The sequence below is a fragment of the uncultured Jatrophihabitans sp. genome, from assembly GCF_964246335.1.
GTDB lineage: Bacteria > Actinomycetota > Actinomycetes > Mycobacteriales > Jatrophihabitantaceae > Jatrophihabitans.
Genome location: NZ_CAXTQF010000001.1, coordinates 17,029 through 31,122, shown reverse-complemented (window position 1 = coordinate 31,122; position 14,094 = coordinate 17,029). Strand labels below are relative to the sequence as shown.

Annotated in this window: 19 protein-coding genes; 15 read left to right on the top strand and 4 right to left on the bottom strand. The window is 68.9% G+C overall.

Annotated features, from left to right (window positions below):
* Positions 1–5 precede the first annotated feature (5 nt).
* The 7 genes from ACFFCN_RS00170 (at position 6) to ACFFCN_RS00140 (ending at position 4,373) form a co-directional block, all read left to right on the top strand.
* Complete coding sequence (locus ACFFCN_RS00170) at positions 6–131, top strand: hypothetical protein (RefSeq protein ID WP_375488516.1); 126 nt, start codon at positions 6–8, stop codon at positions 129–131.
* A 277-nt stretch (positions 132–408) separates the two neighbouring features.
* Positions 409–981: a hypothetical protein gene (locus tag ACFFCN_RS00165; protein ID WP_375488514.1), complete on the top strand. Its 573-nt coding sequence runs from the start codon at positions 409–411 to the stop codon at positions 979–981.
* On the top strand, positions 981–1,736 hold the full coding sequence (locus ACFFCN_RS00160; RefSeq protein WP_375488512.1) for an SDR family oxidoreductase: 756 nt from the start codon (positions 981–983) through the stop codon (positions 1,734–1,736). The genes ACFFCN_RS00165 and ACFFCN_RS00160 overlap by 1 nt, the downstream gene beginning before the upstream one ends.
* A 315-nt stretch (positions 1,737–2,051) precedes the next feature.
* On the top strand, positions 2,052–2,234 hold the full coding sequence (locus tag ACFFCN_RS00155; RefSeq protein ID WP_375488510.1) for a hypothetical protein: 183 nt from the start codon (positions 2,052–2,054) through the stop codon (positions 2,232–2,234).
* On the top strand, positions 2,224–2,772 hold the full coding sequence (locus ACFFCN_RS00150) for a hypothetical protein (protein WP_375488508.1): 549 nt from the start codon (positions 2,224–2,226) through the stop codon (positions 2,770–2,772). Before ACFFCN_RS00155 ends, ACFFCN_RS00150 begins: the two co-directional genes overlap by 11 nt.
* A 240-nt stretch (positions 2,773–3,012) precedes the next feature.
* Positions 3,013–3,702: a DUF4142 domain-containing protein gene (locus ACFFCN_RS00145; RefSeq protein WP_375488506.1), complete on the top strand. Its 690-nt coding sequence runs from the start codon at positions 3,013–3,015 to the stop codon at positions 3,700–3,702.
* Positions 3,703–3,704: 2 nt separating this feature from the next.
* Positions 3,705–4,373: a class F sortase gene (locus ACFFCN_RS00140; protein WP_375488504.1), complete on the top strand. Its 669-nt coding sequence runs from the start codon at positions 3,705–3,707 to the stop codon at positions 4,371–4,373.
* Between the two features lie 83 nt (positions 4,374–4,456).
* Here ACFFCN_RS00140 and ACFFCN_RS00135 read toward each other — a convergent pair whose 3' ends face one another.
* Positions 4,457–5,425, bottom strand: a complete 969-nt coding sequence (locus ACFFCN_RS00135; protein ID WP_375488502.1) for a ferritin-like domain-containing protein — start codon at positions 5,423–5,425, stop codon at positions 4,457–4,459.
* A gap of 175 nt (positions 5,426–5,600) precedes the next feature.
* Between ACFFCN_RS00135 and ACFFCN_RS00130 the strand changes: the two genes are divergently transcribed.
* On the top strand, positions 5,601–5,930 hold the full coding sequence (locus ACFFCN_RS00130) for an ANTAR domain-containing protein (RefSeq protein ID WP_375488500.1): 330 nt from the start codon (positions 5,601–5,603) through the stop codon (positions 5,928–5,930).
* A gap of 400 nt (positions 5,931–6,330) precedes the next feature.
* On the opposite strand, the gene ACFFCN_RS00125 is transcribed toward ACFFCN_RS00130, so the two are convergent.
* Positions 6,331–6,873 (bottom strand): RNA polymerase sigma factor, encoded by a 543-nt coding sequence (locus ACFFCN_RS00125; RefSeq protein WP_375488498.1) that lies wholly within the window; start codon positions 6,871–6,873, stop codon positions 6,331–6,333.
* Positions 6,874–7,429: 556 nt separating this feature from the next.
* Between ACFFCN_RS00125 and ACFFCN_RS00120 the strand changes: the two genes are divergently transcribed.
* Both ACFFCN_RS00120 and ACFFCN_RS00115 read left to right on the top strand, forming a co-directional pair.
* Positions 7,430–7,744, top strand: a complete 315-nt coding sequence (locus ACFFCN_RS00120; RefSeq protein ID WP_375488496.1) for a hypothetical protein — start codon at positions 7,430–7,432, stop codon at positions 7,742–7,744.
* Positions 7,741–8,802 (top strand): cation diffusion facilitator family transporter, encoded by a 1,062-nt coding sequence (locus tag ACFFCN_RS00115; protein ID WP_375488494.1) that lies wholly within the window; start codon positions 7,741–7,743, stop codon positions 8,800–8,802. Before ACFFCN_RS00120 ends, ACFFCN_RS00115 begins: the two co-directional genes overlap by 4 nt.
* Positions 8,803–8,843: 41 nt before the next feature.
* Here the strand turns inward: ACFFCN_RS00115 and ACFFCN_RS00110 are convergent, their stop codons facing one another.
* Positions 8,844–9,734, bottom strand: coding sequence for an alpha/beta fold hydrolase (locus tag ACFFCN_RS00110; protein WP_375488492.1), 891 nt, complete (start codon positions 9,732–9,734; stop codon positions 8,844–8,846).
* A 96-nt stretch (positions 9,735–9,830) separates the two neighbouring features.
* Here ACFFCN_RS00110 and ACFFCN_RS00105 point away from each other — a divergent pair, with 96 nt between their 5' ends.
* Positions 9,831–10,280 (top strand): MarR family winged helix-turn-helix transcriptional regulator, encoded by a 450-nt coding sequence (locus tag ACFFCN_RS00105; protein ID WP_375488490.1) that lies wholly within the window; start codon positions 9,831–9,833, stop codon positions 10,278–10,280.
* 6 nt (positions 10,281–10,286) lie between these two features.
* Positions 10,287–11,429 carry a sulfite oxidase gene (locus ACFFCN_RS00100; RefSeq protein WP_375488488.1) on the top strand — a complete coding sequence of 381 codons (1,143 nt, stop codon included), beginning with the start codon at positions 10,287–10,289 and terminating at the stop codon, positions 11,427–11,429.
* Positions 11,430–11,452: 23 nt separating this feature from the next.
* Here the strand turns inward: ACFFCN_RS00100 and ACFFCN_RS00095 are convergent, their stop codons facing one another.
* Positions 11,453–12,007, bottom strand: coding sequence for an alpha/beta fold hydrolase (locus ACFFCN_RS00095; protein WP_375488486.1), 555 nt, complete (start codon positions 12,005–12,007; stop codon positions 11,453–11,455).
* A 151-nt stretch (positions 12,008–12,158) separates the two neighbouring features.
* On the opposite strand from ACFFCN_RS00095, the gene ACFFCN_RS00090 reads away from it, so the two are divergent.
* The 3 genes from ACFFCN_RS00090 to ACFFCN_RS00080 all read left to right on the top strand — a co-directional run bounded on the left by ACFFCN_RS00090 (position 12,159) and on the right by ACFFCN_RS00080 (position 13,923).
* Positions 12,159–12,521, top strand: a complete 363-nt coding sequence (locus ACFFCN_RS00090) for a hypothetical protein (protein ID WP_375488484.1) — start codon at positions 12,159–12,161, stop codon at positions 12,519–12,521.
* Positions 12,514–12,927, top strand: a complete 414-nt coding sequence (locus ACFFCN_RS00085; RefSeq protein WP_375488482.1) for a hypothetical protein — start codon at positions 12,514–12,516, stop codon at positions 12,925–12,927. The genes ACFFCN_RS00090 and ACFFCN_RS00085 overlap by 8 nt, the downstream gene beginning before the upstream one ends.
* A 129-nt stretch (positions 12,928–13,056) precedes the next feature.
* Positions 13,057–13,923, top strand: coding sequence for an SGNH/GDSL hydrolase family protein (locus tag ACFFCN_RS00080; protein WP_375488480.1), 867 nt, complete (start codon positions 13,057–13,059; stop codon positions 13,921–13,923).
* The last annotated feature ends 171 nt before the right edge of the window (positions 13,924–14,094 follow it).

The window sequence follows — 14,094 nt, the reverse complement described above, 5'->3', positions numbered from 1 at the left end:
GTCGTGTGGCGACCCTGCGGGTCGACACGCCGACGAACCACCCGCAGCGTCGCCACGCGCACCCGACCGTGCACACCCTGCAGGGCGACGCGCCGGGTACGAACCTGTCCAGCGTGCACAGTCGCCCGTGAACGCCCTCGATCGTGTCGTACGCTCTCGCCGCCGCGATGGCGCAGCCGGGTGTCCGAAGGAGATCGAGTGCGTAAGGCCTTGTCAACCACAGCTGTCATCGCTGCGCTGATCCTGGGCGGGTGCAGCAGCTCCACGGCCGGCCGCGGGTCGACGACTCCATCGTCCTCGACACCGACATCGCGCCCCGCGTCGACGTCAGCGGGCCCGGCTACCCCCACTTCCTCAAGTGCGGCCGAGCCGAGCGGCACGAGCGCGATCGACAGTGCGTTGCTGCGCGTGAGCGATCTGCCCACCGGCTGGAAGGCGACGCCGCACGACGCGTCGGATGACAATTCCGACGACAAACAACTCGATACTCGCCTCGCGCGGTGTATCGGTGTCTCGATCCCGCCTGGGGCCGACGACAACGACGCCGGCACGGTGCACTCGCCCGATTTCAAGAACGGCGACAACGAGATCGACTCGGAAGCCGGGCCGGCGCGCGATGTCGCGGCGCATAAGCGCTTTAACACGAAGGTGTTGGCTTCGCCGAAGGCCGACGGCTGCCTGACCAAGTTCCTGCGTGTCGAGATCGCCAAGTCCACGCCGGCCGGCGGAAAGATCGGAAAGATCAAAGCGCACGTGGCCGGGCGGTCGAGCCAACAGCCGAGCAATGTGCAGATCAACTTCGCTGCGCAGCTCGAGCTGACCGCGAACGGTCAGACGATCAACCTCTTCATCGACCTCGTCGACATGATCGGCACGAAGGTCGGCGCCGAACTCGACTTCGAAGGGATCGGTGCTGCCATCCCGACCTCGACCCAGCGGGCTGCTGTCTCGGCCGTCGCCGCCCGGGTCGCCGACGCGTGATGCCTGAGCGGAGCAGGATCCTGATCACCGGCGCGAGCTCGGGTCTCGGCGAGGCCATGGCACGCCGATGGGCAGGGCCGGGTCGCACGCTGGTGCTCGCCGCGCGGCGCAGGGACCGGCTCGACGCCCTGGCGCACGAACTCGCCGACACGGGCACCACCGTCGACGTCCGCACCCTCGACGTCACCGACCCCGACTCCGTGGCGGACACGATCTCCTCCGCCGCGCGCGAGCACGGCGGGCTCGACCGCGTCGTCGTCAACGCAGGAGTCGGCGGCGGGGTGGCCCTCGGCACCGGCCGCGCGGACGTCAATCGGCGCACGCTCGTCACCAACACGGTCGCGGCCTTCGATCAGGCGGACGCCGCGATGAGCGTGTTTCGCGAACAGGGCGACGGCCATCTCGTGCTGGTGGCGTCGGTCGCCGGCGTCCGCGGCCTGCCCGGTGCCAGCAGTGCCTACTCGGCCTCCAAAGCCGCGGTGATCGCGTTGGGTCAAGGTCTGCACGCCGAGCTCGTCGCGAGCAGGTCACGCATCCGGGTCACCACGGTGCTCCCCGGCTTCATCGCGACCGCGATCAACGAGGGCCGCCGGCCGCCCGGTGTCCTGACGGCCACGCTGGACAAGGGCGCCGACGCGCTCGTGACCGCCATCGACAGCGAACGGCGCCGCGCCGTCGTCCCCGCCCTGCCGTGGACCCCGATCGCCCGGCTGCTGCCGCTCCTGCCGGACCGGCTTGCCGGACGGGCCGGCTGAGGGACCTGCGAGAACACAGCCGGGTGTCTCCCGCAGCTCTTTGATGTCGGGCCGACTACAACACGCGCGCCGCCGGGTACCGTTGCCGTGTTGGGACAGCAGCCGACCCGGACCTGCGCTGTGCAGGCGAGCATTCGCTTAAGCCGGGACCCCGTGACCGCCCGCTAGGGTCGAGTACACGTGATTCGCCAATCTCCTGGCACACCTGCCGTCGGCTCCCAGACGGTTGCCGGCCCGGCTGACACCGCACGCATCGCCGCCGCGATCCGGTTCGTGACGGCTGGGGAGCGTTGTCCCGCGAACGACGCCGCCGCCATGCTGGTCTACGCCGCGGTCCGGACAGGGCGTGATCTGCCTCAGCTCGCCGACGACGTCGCCGAGGCGGCGGACCTCGCGCAGCGGTGCCAGCTCATCGGCCCCGCCGTCGTCGAGCACAGTCCGCGCAGCCCGATTCGGACAACACCCCGCTATCCCACCTGGAGCACACGTGAAAACTGACACCCTCTCCCGCTCGATGCACGACGTAGGTCTCGCGGCGTGGTTCGGCGGCACGCTTGCCAACGCCGTCGCCCTCAACGCCGCGGCCGGCGCCGCCGGCAGCCCACGCGACGCCGGTGCCGTGGCGAACGCCGGCTGGAACCGCTGGACACCGGTCAACGCAGCAGCCATCGGCGTGCACCTCGCCGGCAGTGTCGGTCAACTGGCGGGCAATCGCGACCGGCTCCGGGCACAGCACGGCGTCGGCCAGATGGCGCTCGTCAAGACGGGCATGACCATCGCAGCGCTCGGCGCGACAGCCTATGCACGCGCGCAAGGGGCGAAGATCGCGGCAGCGGGCAACCCGCCGATGCACGACGGCACACGTGAGCAGCCGCAAGCACCCGGTGACGTGGCCGGCGCAGCACGCCAGCTCACCGCGTTGCAATGGCTCATTCCTGCTCTGACGGGCGGGCTCATCGTGGTCAGCTCGTTCGCCGGCGAGCAGCAGCGGCCCGCCGCCGTGCTGTCCGGGCTACGCCGCCGCGCGACGCGCTGAGTCGAGGCGAGCGCCGGTGGCGCACGCAGTCGGGTAGCGCCGTCGCAGTCGGTGCCTCGGTGGGTTCACGTGGGCGACCCAGGTGATGCGCCGGAACCGGGTGGGGAAACACGGAGTACGACGGCTTGCCGTCGAAGGCGTCGAGCAAAGGCGTGACGACAACACGTGTCGACGCCGGCCTCGCTCGACGGACGCGTGTTCAGCGCGACACGTCTGTGCCGCGGTAGTCCCGGAGGACTCATGAACCGCCTCAAGAAGACGGCATCCGCCGTCGCCGCCACTGCGCTCGCCTCGGGTGCGACGCTTCTCGTCCAGGCCGCCGACGCTGCGCCCGCGCAGGCCGCGGCCCCCGCCGACGCCGCCTTCGTGGTGGCCAACCAGCAGTCCAACCTGGCCGAGATCTCACTGGGACACCTCGCCGGGTCGAGAGCGCAAGATGCTGCGACGCACGCCATCGCCACGAAGACGTTGTCCGATCACCTGACAGCAAAGGCGAAGCTCACCGCGGCGGCCAAGAAGGCGGGCGCCTCGGTGCCGGATTCGCCGAACCAGATGCAACTGTCCGTCGCGGCTGCACTGAAGAGCGCCCCGGCGGGCTCGTTCGACCTCATGTACGCGCAAGCGCAGGTCACCGCACATGAGCAGGCGTTGGCAGGTGCACGGCAGGAGCTCGACTCGACGAGCAACGCCGGGCTACGCACGTACACGAAGTACTACATCGGGATCGCGTCGATGCACCTACGGATGGCGCAGGACGAGGTGCGGGCGCTGGGTGGTCGGGCCACGACGGTGCCGGCCGGCACCGGCGGCGCGGCGGCCACGAACGTCACGTCTGCCACCGAGCGTGACCTCGGCATCGGCGCGGGCGCGTTGCTGATCGTCGTCGGCCTGGGTGCAGCAGTGCGTCGACGCCGGTACCCCCAGCAGTGATCGTGCGACGCCGGCGCCGGCGCACCGGGGTCTTGGCCACGGTGCTGATCGGCGCCGGCGTTGCGGTCATCGTCGTCACGCTGCGAACCAGCCAGGCGCCGCGGGCACTCCCGCACCCGTTCGCGGCCACCCCGGCCACGACGGCCACCGGATCCCCCCGGACCCAGCAGCCGACGACTCGCGGGCCGGCGGTACCCACCGCCAGCGCGCCGGGAGTGGGTACCGGCAGCGGGCCGCCGGTGCGTGTCGTCATCACCCGTCTGCACATCGATGGCCGAGTCCGGCCTGTGCTGTCGTCCGACGGTCAGATCGACGTTCCCGTCGACCCGGCCCAGCTGGGCTGGTGGGCCGTCGGCGCCGCGCCGGGGTCGGCTGTCGGCTCGACCGTGATCGTCGGTCACGTCGACAGCGCCCGGAGCGGGCCGGGAACCCTCTTCCACCTCGACCGGGTCAGGCGTGCTGACCGCATCGACGTCGGCATCGCCGGCGGAAAGCGCATCGCGTATCGCGTCGACTCGCTGACCGACGTCAAGAAAACCACCGGGCTTCGAGCGAGCCTGTTCGATGCAGCCGGGCCGCCGAAGCTCGTCCTGATCACCTGCGGTGGCCCCTTCGACGAGGCGACCCGCAGTTATCGCGACAACATCGTGGTCACGGCTCATCCGACGTGATCGTCGCCACGCTGACGAAGCCGTGAATCGCCACCGGGACGACGAAGGCCCCACCCGTAGGTGGGGCCTTGTCGTGTTCGGGTCTACGCGATACCGACGGCTTCCTTCGCGATGGCGGCGACCCGGGTCTGCGCAGCGTTGATCACGCCGCTACGGTCCGAGTGCGCCTCTTCGTAGGCGATCACAGCGCGCACGTCCTCGACCTGCTTGAGGCCCTTCACGGCCTTCGCTGCGTCACTCACGGACAGCGTCTCGTAGTGCTTGATCGGTAGCTCCGCGGCGCTTAAGGCCCCGAGTTGACGGCGGGTCTGGTGAATCGCCTCGGCGGCGTCGGTGTCGCCGTCACTGCGAGCGATCTTCTCGCCACGTTCCAGTGATGCGTTGCGCCCGACGGCCAGCGATTCCCGGACAGCGCCGGTGAACTGGCTCGCTTTGTCGGCCACGGCCGTCAGGCGGATACGAGTCTGCTCGGTGGTCTGCTGCACGCCCTGCACAGTCCGGTTGACCGTGTCCGTGGCGTAGCGCACGGGCAGGTTCGCGACCCGCGATGCGCCACCTGCGACGCGCTGGATCGGCGTAGCGCGCAGGGCGGCGGGGCCGCCCAACGCGTACTCGGCAAGGACGATCGTCAACCATTGGACGGTGGCCGAGTGCGCGGTGATCAACGTATCGGCCAGCTTGACGATCGCGCGCTCGCCGGCAGCCTCGGCGAGAACCTTCACATAGCGTGCCCGATCAAGCAGTTGATGTTCGAGTGCGAGGTCGCCCAGCAACGCCTCATCCAGCGGCTGCGGCTGCTCGACCGTGGCCTTGACGACTCCGGTCAGCCGACCGATGGCCGGGCTGACGACGTCGGGCAACCCGCCGAGGTCGCGTACCGCCTGCCGCAGCAGCGCGGTGCGCTGCACGGCGTTCTCGCCGTTCTGGGTCAGTTCACGGCGAACCGCGTCGGTGCGCGCCTGCCCAACCCGTATCTGGGCTACCTGCGCTTCGGTTTGTGTCAACAACGCCAGCGCGCGCAATTGACCGACAAGGTTCGTTGTATCGCTCATTGCCGTCTGGTACCCCGTTGCCCGCCCGCGCACCCCACAACCGGACGTATCCCACCTGACGTCTTAATCACCGCAGCCATCTTCCGACCGGCGGGGGTGCGAGCGTAATGTTGCAAACTCGGGCAGCAACGAGCAGCGGCCGGGGACTCAGGAAAGCGGTCTCTCGGAATTTACGATGACCATTTCTCGCCAGACCGACGCCGAAGTCGACGAGCGTGCAGACTTGCAGCTCGCGCGAACCGCTGAGCTGGGTGACGGTGACCAGTCCGAACGCGAGATCATCGCGAACCTGCAGGACAGATTGATCCAGAGTGAGATGGCCTACGCCCACCTGGAAGGCGCGATTGCGTCGTCGCGGCGGATCGGGGCGGCGATAGGCATCGTCATGGCCGTTTCGAAGGTCACCGAGGAGGCCGCGTTGGGCGTCCTGAAGACGATCAGTCAGCGGCAGAATCGCAAGCTCCGCTTGGTCGCCGACGACATCGTGCTCACGGGAACGTTCTGATCGGCGAATCGCCACTTGCGCTCAGCCGGTCCCTGCACGCTGCTGTCAGAAGATGCCGGCTTGATGGTGCGCCTGGTGACGGCAGCGGCAATATGCACGATCACCCCCGTACCCGGCTCGCCAATAGCCGCAGCGCACCCGCGGTGGTCGACGTAGCACCATCCGCACGAACACCGTCGTCGGATCCTCCGGCCGTGATCCGTTGTGCCCGCACGTCGGGCACACCTGGCGCGGTGTCGTCGTGCGCGGTTCCCAAGGTTGTGCGGCGCGCAGATCGGATAGATGCGTGGCGCCACGCCCCCACGGCATCATGATCACTGCAACCCGTCGCGGACGCGGGCCGAGATCATCACAGCACTGTCGGTCGGTAGTGCCCGTCCTGCCAATGGTCGAGCCATCGTCAACGCTGATCCACGAGAGCGGAGGCCAGCGAGCGGCGGGCCCGGAACAACCGGCTGCGCACCGCCGGTGGTGTGCTGTCGGTGACGACGGCGATCTGCTTGTAGGTCAGTCGGTGGAAGTGATAAAGCTGCACGACGCAGCGATCGTCTGCAGGCAGCGCCGCTACCGATGCGCGCACGGCGGCTGTCTTGTCACGTTCGCACGCGATCTCGGCAGGGTCGCTACCGGCCTCGCCCAGATCATCGTCCCCATCGAACAATGGGGTCCGCGCCGATCGCGTCGCGCTGTTCAGGGCGTGCCGGCGCGTGATCTGGAACAACCAGGTGCCGAACGCCGCCTCTCCGCGAAACGTTGCGAGCCCCTGCCACGCTGACAGCAGCGCCTGTTGGGCGACGTCCTGCGCGTCCTGCGGATCACCGACTATGCGCAAGGCGACGCCGAACACGAGCGACGCGTGTTCCCGCGCCAGTTGCTCGAAGGCGGCGACGTCACCACCGCGGGCTCGGCGAACCAGCGCGCGAGTACCCGATGACTCGGCCACAACTACTGCTTCCTCGTAATCCGGCTGTGGCCCAACCGCATACGACTCGGGGTGCGCTGAAAAGGGCTGACGAAATGGGCCCGCAATGACGACGCACGGCGGTGAACTCCGGCCGATCCTGCCGTTGTTTACACCGTCAACTGACAGTAAGCCATCCGACCGCATCCGTCCACGTTCGCGGCGATTCTTCCCGCAGTTGTCGCCGCGCGTTCGCCGAGATCGAGACGACCGACGCGGGTCCGTCCCAAAGATCTTGAGAATTGTTGCGACCTTCGCCCGGTCGCGGTGTCTAACCGGTGAGGACCTTGACCCGAGGTCGACGATGTGCGGCCGGCACCCGTTGCCGCCGCGCCCAGCAGAGGACGACCGCATGTCGGCAGCGAGCAGGCGCCGCCGACAGGGGTCGCTGCTCTGTACGCACGTGGCGGCCGGAATCTTCCGCGGGGGAGGTTCCGGCCGCCACCCCTCCCCACCCGGCGGGCCGGCGCACGACCAAGCCGCACGACCCCGGATACGCGATCACGACGCCAACCACCGTTCACCGTTCAGGAGACAGATGGACTCAGCAAGCGACGCATCCGGCGCGGCGCCCATCTTCATCGTCGCCGTGAGCTACCTCGGCCCCGACCTGCCCGCCCTGGTCGGAGCCGCACGCACGCCGCTGGTCGAGCACGCCTACGACGCGGCGACCGGCCGGCTTGCCCATTCGAACCAGAGCACCCGCGTGGGTTTCGCGCAGCCGGCGCCAGGCTGGCCGACCAGGCCGCGCGCCCGGCGGTGCGGTGAATGCACGATCACGGTGGACCTCGAGGTGGGCGCCAGAGTCGCCCGGACGCTCGCCGCCCACACCGAGGGCCACCACCGCCCGTGACCAGCGAGACCCGTGGCACCGTCGTCGTGGCATTGGCAGCCAACATCGGGGTCGCCGTCATCAAGCTGGCCGCCGGATTGGTCACCGGTTCCGCGGCAGTGCTCTCCGAGGCCGCGCACTCGGTGGCGGACACGCTCAACGAGGTCTTCCTGCTGGTCTCGTTGCGCAGGTCCGAGCGGCCGGCCGACGCCACCCACCCGTTCGGCTACGGCAAGGAACGGTTCTTCTACGCCCTCATGGCCGCGATCGGGATCTTCTTGTCCGGCGCGGCGTTCTCCGCCTACCAGGGCGTGTCGGCGCTGGTGTCCAGCGCATCGGATGAGCAACCGTCCCTGCTCGAATTCGTGATGATCTACGTCGTGCTGGCGGTGTCGCTCGTGCTTGAGGGCGCGTCGTTGCACAAAGCCGCGAAGCAGGTTCGCGGAGAAGCAGCGCGCGCCAACCGCGGCGTCGTGTCCTTCGTCGTGCGCAGCCCGGATCCCACCGTCAAGACGGTCGCCGGTGAGGACTCGGTGGCCGTCATCGGCGTACTGACCGCGGCAGTCGGAACGATGATGCACCAGATCACCGGCGTCGAGGCGTGGGACGGCGTGGCCTCGCTCGTGATCGCCGCCCTGCTCGGCTACATGGCCGTCGTGTTGGGGCGCGACACCAAGGAACTGCTCATCGGCGAATCGGCCGACCCGGTCGTCCGGGCCACCGCCTTCGCCGTGATCACCAGCCGCCCCGAGATCACCGGTGTCAAGGAAGTCCTGACCATGCAGCTGGGCCCGTCGAGCGTGCTGCTCGCCGCGCGGGTGCAGTTCGAGGACGACCTGGCCGCCCGGCGCGTGCAGCTGGTGTGCACCGACATCGAGGGTGAACTGCGTCAACGGCTCCCTGAACTCACGCAGGTGTTCCTCGATCCCAGCGCCGTCACCACGTCCGAGCTCGCCGATACGCAGCGACGCGAACGGCAGACCCTGGTCGACGTCGACGAGCTGAACGGCCCGGGCGGAGCAGAGGCGTTGCGACTACCCCGGCGCCGCTCGGCGCGCCGCACCAGCTCGACCGAGTGAGCACGGGCAACGCGGCAGGTTCGCGCACCCTCCTTCGCCGGTCAGTGGTCGACGGTGTCGACGAAGTGCAGGATCGCGTCGGCGGCGCGCTGCGGTGCTTCGAGCGCGACGTAGTGGCCCACGTCGTCGAGCTGCACCGAGGTGATCGGCCCGGCGGTGATCTCGGCGAGGGTCGAGCTGGTCATCGGGCCGCCGAAGGCACCGATGGCCAGCGCCGGAAGCTCGAGCCGTGCGGCGGCCATGGCCCTCAGCTCGGACCCCTCGCGCAGCATCGATCTGTACAGACCGCTCGCGCCCAGCCACCCGCCGGGGCGCGAGAAGCACCGGGTGAATTCGGCGATGTCCGCGTCGTCGACACTGCCCTCGACGGCGGTCATCGACGGGAACGCCCAGGAGGCGAGCAGTTCGCGTTCGCGCCCCGCCAGCAACATCGTGCTGATGCGCGGGTCGGCGAGCACACCGATGTGCCACGAGCCGCCGTGGGTGACGTCGGCCAGCGCCTCCAACCCGAAGCCGGCAAGGCCCATCTCGACGGCGACCAGCGAACGCAGCGCTTCGGGATGCGCTGCGGCCAGCCGATAGGCCGCGCCCCCGGAGATGTCCTGCGCGACGAGATGGACGGGGCCGACGCCGAGCCCGGTGATCCATTCGTACAGGTCTTCGGCGGCTGTCGTGCTGGTGTGGTCCGCACCGGCGACGGCCGAGTCGCCGAAGCCGCGTAGATCGACGGCGAACACGCGATGCGTGTGCGCCAGCAGCGGGATCAGCTTGTGGAACGTCCACCACGATTCGGGAAACCCGTGCACGAGCACGATCGGCGAACCCGTCGTGCCGGCGGCGACGTGATGCAGGGTCGTGCCGTTGACCTCGACGACGTGATGGGTGACCTCGGCGATGGTGGCACCTTGCGCGGCGCTGGGTGCGATGTGCATGCGGCTCCTCGGCCTGGGACGGTTATTTGACAATGTGGTTGTCAATCTAGGATTGCGCAACTAGGTTGTCAATGCCGTGCTCGGTACGGTCAGCCGATGGAGACCGGCGCCGGAGCCCGACTGGCCACTCTCCTGTTCGAGACGTTCGGGGCGATGGTCGACGAGGTGCTTGCCGAGCTGGCACGCAGCGGCCACCCGGGGTTGACCGTGGCCAACGAGTTCGCGATGCAGGCCATCGACAGCGGTGCGACCAACGCTGCCGCCCTGTCCCGCAGCCTCGGCGTGACCCGGCAGGCGGCAACCAAGACCATCGCGATACTCGAGGGTCTGGGCTACGTCGTACGCGACTCGGACGACAGCGACGCGCGACGCAAGAACGTGCAGCTGACCGATCTCGGGCGGCGTGCCATCACGGTCGGCAGCGATGCGTTCGACCGCATCCGGGAACGCTGGGTCGACACGGTCGGGCCGCGACAATCGGCCGCCGCCGAGAAGGCACTGACCGCTTTACGAGCGGAGCTCAGGTCGCAACGGCCGCGCGAGTAAGCAGGCATGAGAACCGTGCGGGACAACGGAGAGATCACCACGATGTTCAACAAGCGCTCGGACATGGTTGTCCACGAAGAGGCTCCGTACAACGCCGAGCCGACGCCGGCTGCGCTCGCGGCCTCGTTCGTGACGCCGACCGACACGTTCTACAGCCGCAACCATGGCCCCATCCCTGACCTCGACCCGGACGCCTGGCGGCTGCGCGTGGATGGACTCGTCGAGCAGCCACTCACGTTGACGCTCGCCGATCTGCAGACGAGGTTCGAGACCGTCACCGTGGCTGCCACCATGCAGTGCGCGGGCAATCGACGGGCCGGGCTCATCGCGGTCCACGACATTCCCGGCGAAGATCCCTGGGGGCCGACGGCCACGTCGACCGCGACCTGGACCGGCGCGCGATTGAGCGACGTGCTCGCCGACGCGACGCCTGCGGCCGCCGCCCAGCACATCTGCTTCGAGGCCCCGGACGTATCGCAGATCGCCACGCCGCCGGCGCCGTACGGCGGGTCGATCCCGATTGCGAAAGCCAGCGCACCCGAGGTGTTGCTGGTGTGGGCGATGAACGGTGAACCCCTCGAGGCGGTGCACGGAGCACCGCTGCGTGTGCTCGTGCCCGGATACATCGGCGCCCGGAGCGTCAAATGGCTGCAGCGCATCACCGCGTCGACCGAGCCGTCCCAGAACTACTTCCAGGCCACGGCCTACCGGCTGCTGCCCGCCGAGGCCGACCCCACGACCGCAGGCCCGGGTGATGGGCTGTCGCTGGGCGCGGTCGCCCTCAATTCGGCCGTTCTCACCCCGGCCGACGGCGCATCGGTGCCCGCCGGCCCGGTGCCCGTCAGCGGCTACGCATTCGCCGGGGGCGATCGCGCCGTCGCCCGGGTGGACGTCTCCGTCGACGGGGGATCGACCTGGATCCAGGCTGACCTCGGCCAGGATCGAGGCGGTTGGGTCTGGCGAATGTGGCACGCCACCGTCGAGGTCCCGACCGGCGACGTCGAGATCATTGCTCGGGCGTGGGACACCTCGGCCGCGTCCCAACCGGAGGACCCGGCGCCGTTGTGGAACCCCAAGGGCTACGTGAACAACTCCTGGCCGCGCATCACTGTCCGGGCAATCGCCAGTGACGGCATAACTCGTCGGTAGATTCCGACGCAGCCATCAACCGTTCACAGGCGCATGATCGCCTGCGCGACGTCGCCCAGGTCGTCGTTCAGTTGATGATCGCGCGCGGGCAGCAGGTGTGTGTGCGCTTGCGGGACAGCACGCGCGTACAGATCACAATGCGCCGGCGGTGCCGTCTGATCGTCCGAGCCGTGGAACAGATGCACCGGCGCGCCGGCGGGCAAGCGCGACCCCAGGTCCGGCGGCAACTCGAACTCCTCGCCGGGCCAGCCGCCCACGCCGACGAACGGCGCGGCGATGAGCACGATCGCGCGCAGCCGTACTGGTGGTTCGCACTCGGCGAGATAGTTGACGAGGATCGTCGCGCCCACCGAGTGGCCGACGACTACTGCGTCGTCGCCGAGGGCCGCGAGGTCCTGCGCAATGGCCGCACTCCATGGCGCGTAGGCCGGGTCGTCCTCATGCGGCATACGTGGGTAGTGGACCTGGTAACTCGCCCCGAGCGCCTTGCGCAGACTGTCGACCAGCGCGGCGTCCCAGTCGTCGTGCACCCCCGCGCCGCCGCCCTGGACGAACAACACGTCTACGGCCGACGGCATGCACTACCCCTTCCGACAGGATCGTCGCCTGCGACGTTAGGCGAAGGACTGGTCGGGCGCGAACGACGCGTGCGCCGGCCGCGCGGCCTGCTGTAACCGGGCCTGCGCGGCGGGTGGCACCGTGGTGTCCAATGGGAGAAGAGGAGGGGCAGTGGCCAAGATCGCGACGATCATCTGCTTGATACTCGCCGTGCCGGTCGTGCTGCTCACCGCCGTGCAGGCGTTGCGTGACCGACCGCTGACCAAGCGCGAAGTCGTTGCCGCTGTCTTGCTGGAGGTCGGCGTCGTGCTCTACGTCGGCACACGCGTCGGACAGTTGATCGGTGGCCACCGCCCGCACAGTCTGGTTCTGACGCTGGCCTACCTGCTCGGCATCTTGGTGGTCATGCCTGTTGCTGCGGCGCTCGGCATTGCGGAGCGCAGCAAGTGGGGCCCTGTGACGCTCGGCGTGGGCGCGCTCGTCGTGTGCGTCCTGTTCCCGCGCATCGACCAGGTGTGGTCCGTGCATGGCTGAGCGGGCCCCGGTGTTGCGGACCGGCCCGGGCCGACTGCTGACGTTCTTCTACGGCTTGCTCGCCGTCGCCGCGACCGGCCGATCGGTGTTCCAACTGGCCACGATGTTCAGCCGGGCCCCTACTGCGTATCTGCTGTCCACGCTCGCCGCCGTGATCTACGTCGTGGCCTTCGCGGCGATCATCACCGGCCGACGGGGCGTGGCCATCGCTGCATGCACTGCGGAACTCATCGGCGTCGTCGTCGTGGGAACGCTGAGCTTGCTGGTCCGGCACGACTTCCCGGACAGCACCGTGTGGTCGGACTACGGCAGCGGGTACGGCGGCCTGCCGGCGGTGCTGCCGATACTCGCGCTGATCTATCTGCGTCGGTCTTCTCCGGAGCGCACCGCACGCGTGCGGTCGTAACCCGCCCCTGCTCTTCTCGTTGTTCCCTTGCGACATCGTCGTCCGTCTCGGGGGTTACCGGTCATGCCCGCATCAGCCACGAAGTCCTCGCCTGTGTATCGAGTCCTGGCACCCCTGGTCGGTGTTGTCATGGCCGGGCTGTGCGTCGTCCTGGGCGCCCCCACGGGTTCGGCCGCGGCCGGTCGCTACGACGACTACGTGTCGCTCGGGGACTCCTACACCGCCTCGGCCGGCTTCGCGGCCAACGGGCTGCCGACCACGCAGTTCGTGCCGGCCGGATGCGCGCAATCGACTTCGGACTATCCGCACCAGGTGGCGAACCTGCTGCACGTCGCGCATTTCACCGACGCCTCGTGCGCGGGCGCGACCACGAAGGACTTCACGGCGACGCAGGACACCTCGGCGGGTGACAACGCTCCGCAGTTCAACCGGCTGACGAAGAAGACGGATCTCGTGACGATGGGCATCGGCGGCAACGACGTCGGGCTGGTCTCGCTGGCCGAATCGTGCATCGTGGACAGCCTGCAGAACACGTCATGTCGAGCGGCCAACACGGTCGCGGGCAAGGACCAGGTCGCCGAGAAGATCCGCGCGACGCGGGCCGTCATCGTCAACGCCATCGCGGGAGTCCGAGCGCGCGCCCCGCACGCTCGCATCGCCGTCGTCAACTACCTCGACGCCGTGCCGAACGACGGCCGGGCCTGCTACCCCTACTTCCCGATGACGCAGGAAAACGTCTCGTGGTTCACCCAGAAGTTCAAGGACATGAACACGATGCTCGCGAGCGCGGCCAACGCCGAGCACGCCACGCTCGTCGACACGTACGCGCCGACCATCGGCCACGACGTCTGCCAGTCCCCGACCGTGCGCTACGTCGAATCCAGCGGCGGCCCGTCGCTCAACCCGGTCGGCAGCATCGCCGCGCCCTTGCACCCGAACCAGGCCGGAGCCAACGCACAATCCGCGATCGTCTTCGCACGCCTCACCCGCTCCTGATACGCGTCATACGCAGACCCGCTCACAGCAAGAACGACGGGCCAAACGTGATCCGCGCTGATCACCGTCGATATGCGCCGGTCAGCATGCTCAGGCAATCACGCAGATGAAAGGATTTGGCTCGATGGTGCCCTCGCTCGAGATCGATCCGTCCGACCAGCTCCTGCGCGG

Coding starts and splice junctions, on each gene's coding strand:
- ACFFCN_RS00095 (WP_375488486.1), bottom strand. CDS start 12,007: ATGCCGTCGGCCGTAGACGTGTTGTTCGTCCAGGGCGGCGGCGCGGGG.
- ACFFCN_RS00120 (WP_375488496.1), top strand. CDS start 7,430: ATGGACTCAGCAAGCGACGCATCCGGCGCGGCGCCCATCTTCATCGTC.
- ACFFCN_RS00085 (WP_375488482.1), top strand. CDS start 12,514: ATGGCTGAGCGGGCCCCGGTGTTGCGGACCGGCCCGGGCCGACTGCTG.
- ACFFCN_RS00105 (WP_375488490.1), top strand. CDS start 9,831: ATGGAGACCGGCGCCGGAGCCCGACTGGCCACTCTCCTGTTCGAGACG.
- ACFFCN_RS00130 (WP_375488500.1), top strand. CDS start 5,601: ATGACCATTTCTCGCCAGACCGACGCCGAAGTCGACGAGCGTGCAGAC.
- ACFFCN_RS00155 (WP_375488510.1), top strand. CDS start 2,052: ATGCTGGTCTACGCCGCGGTCCGGACAGGGCGTGATCTGCCTCAGCTC.
- ACFFCN_RS00145 (WP_375488506.1), top strand. CDS start 3,013: ATGAACCGCCTCAAGAAGACGGCATCCGCCGTCGCCGCCACTGCGCTC.
- ACFFCN_RS00160 (WP_375488512.1), top strand. CDS start 981: ATGCCTGAGCGGAGCAGGATCCTGATCACCGGCGCGAGCTCGGGTCTC.
- ACFFCN_RS00080 (WP_375488480.1), top strand. CDS start 13,057: ATGGCCGGGCTGTGCGTCGTCCTGGGCGCCCCCACGGGTTCGGCCGCG.
- ACFFCN_RS00100 (WP_375488488.1), top strand. CDS start 10,287: ATGAGAACCGTGCGGGACAACGGAGAGATCACCACGATGTTCAACAAG.
- ACFFCN_RS00110 (WP_375488492.1), bottom strand. CDS start 9,734: ATGCACATCGCACCCAGCGCCGCGCAAGGTGCCACCATCGCCGAGGTC.
- ACFFCN_RS00135 (WP_375488502.1), bottom strand. CDS start 5,425: ATGAGCGATACAACGAACCTTGTCGGTCAATTGCGCGCGCTGGCGTTG.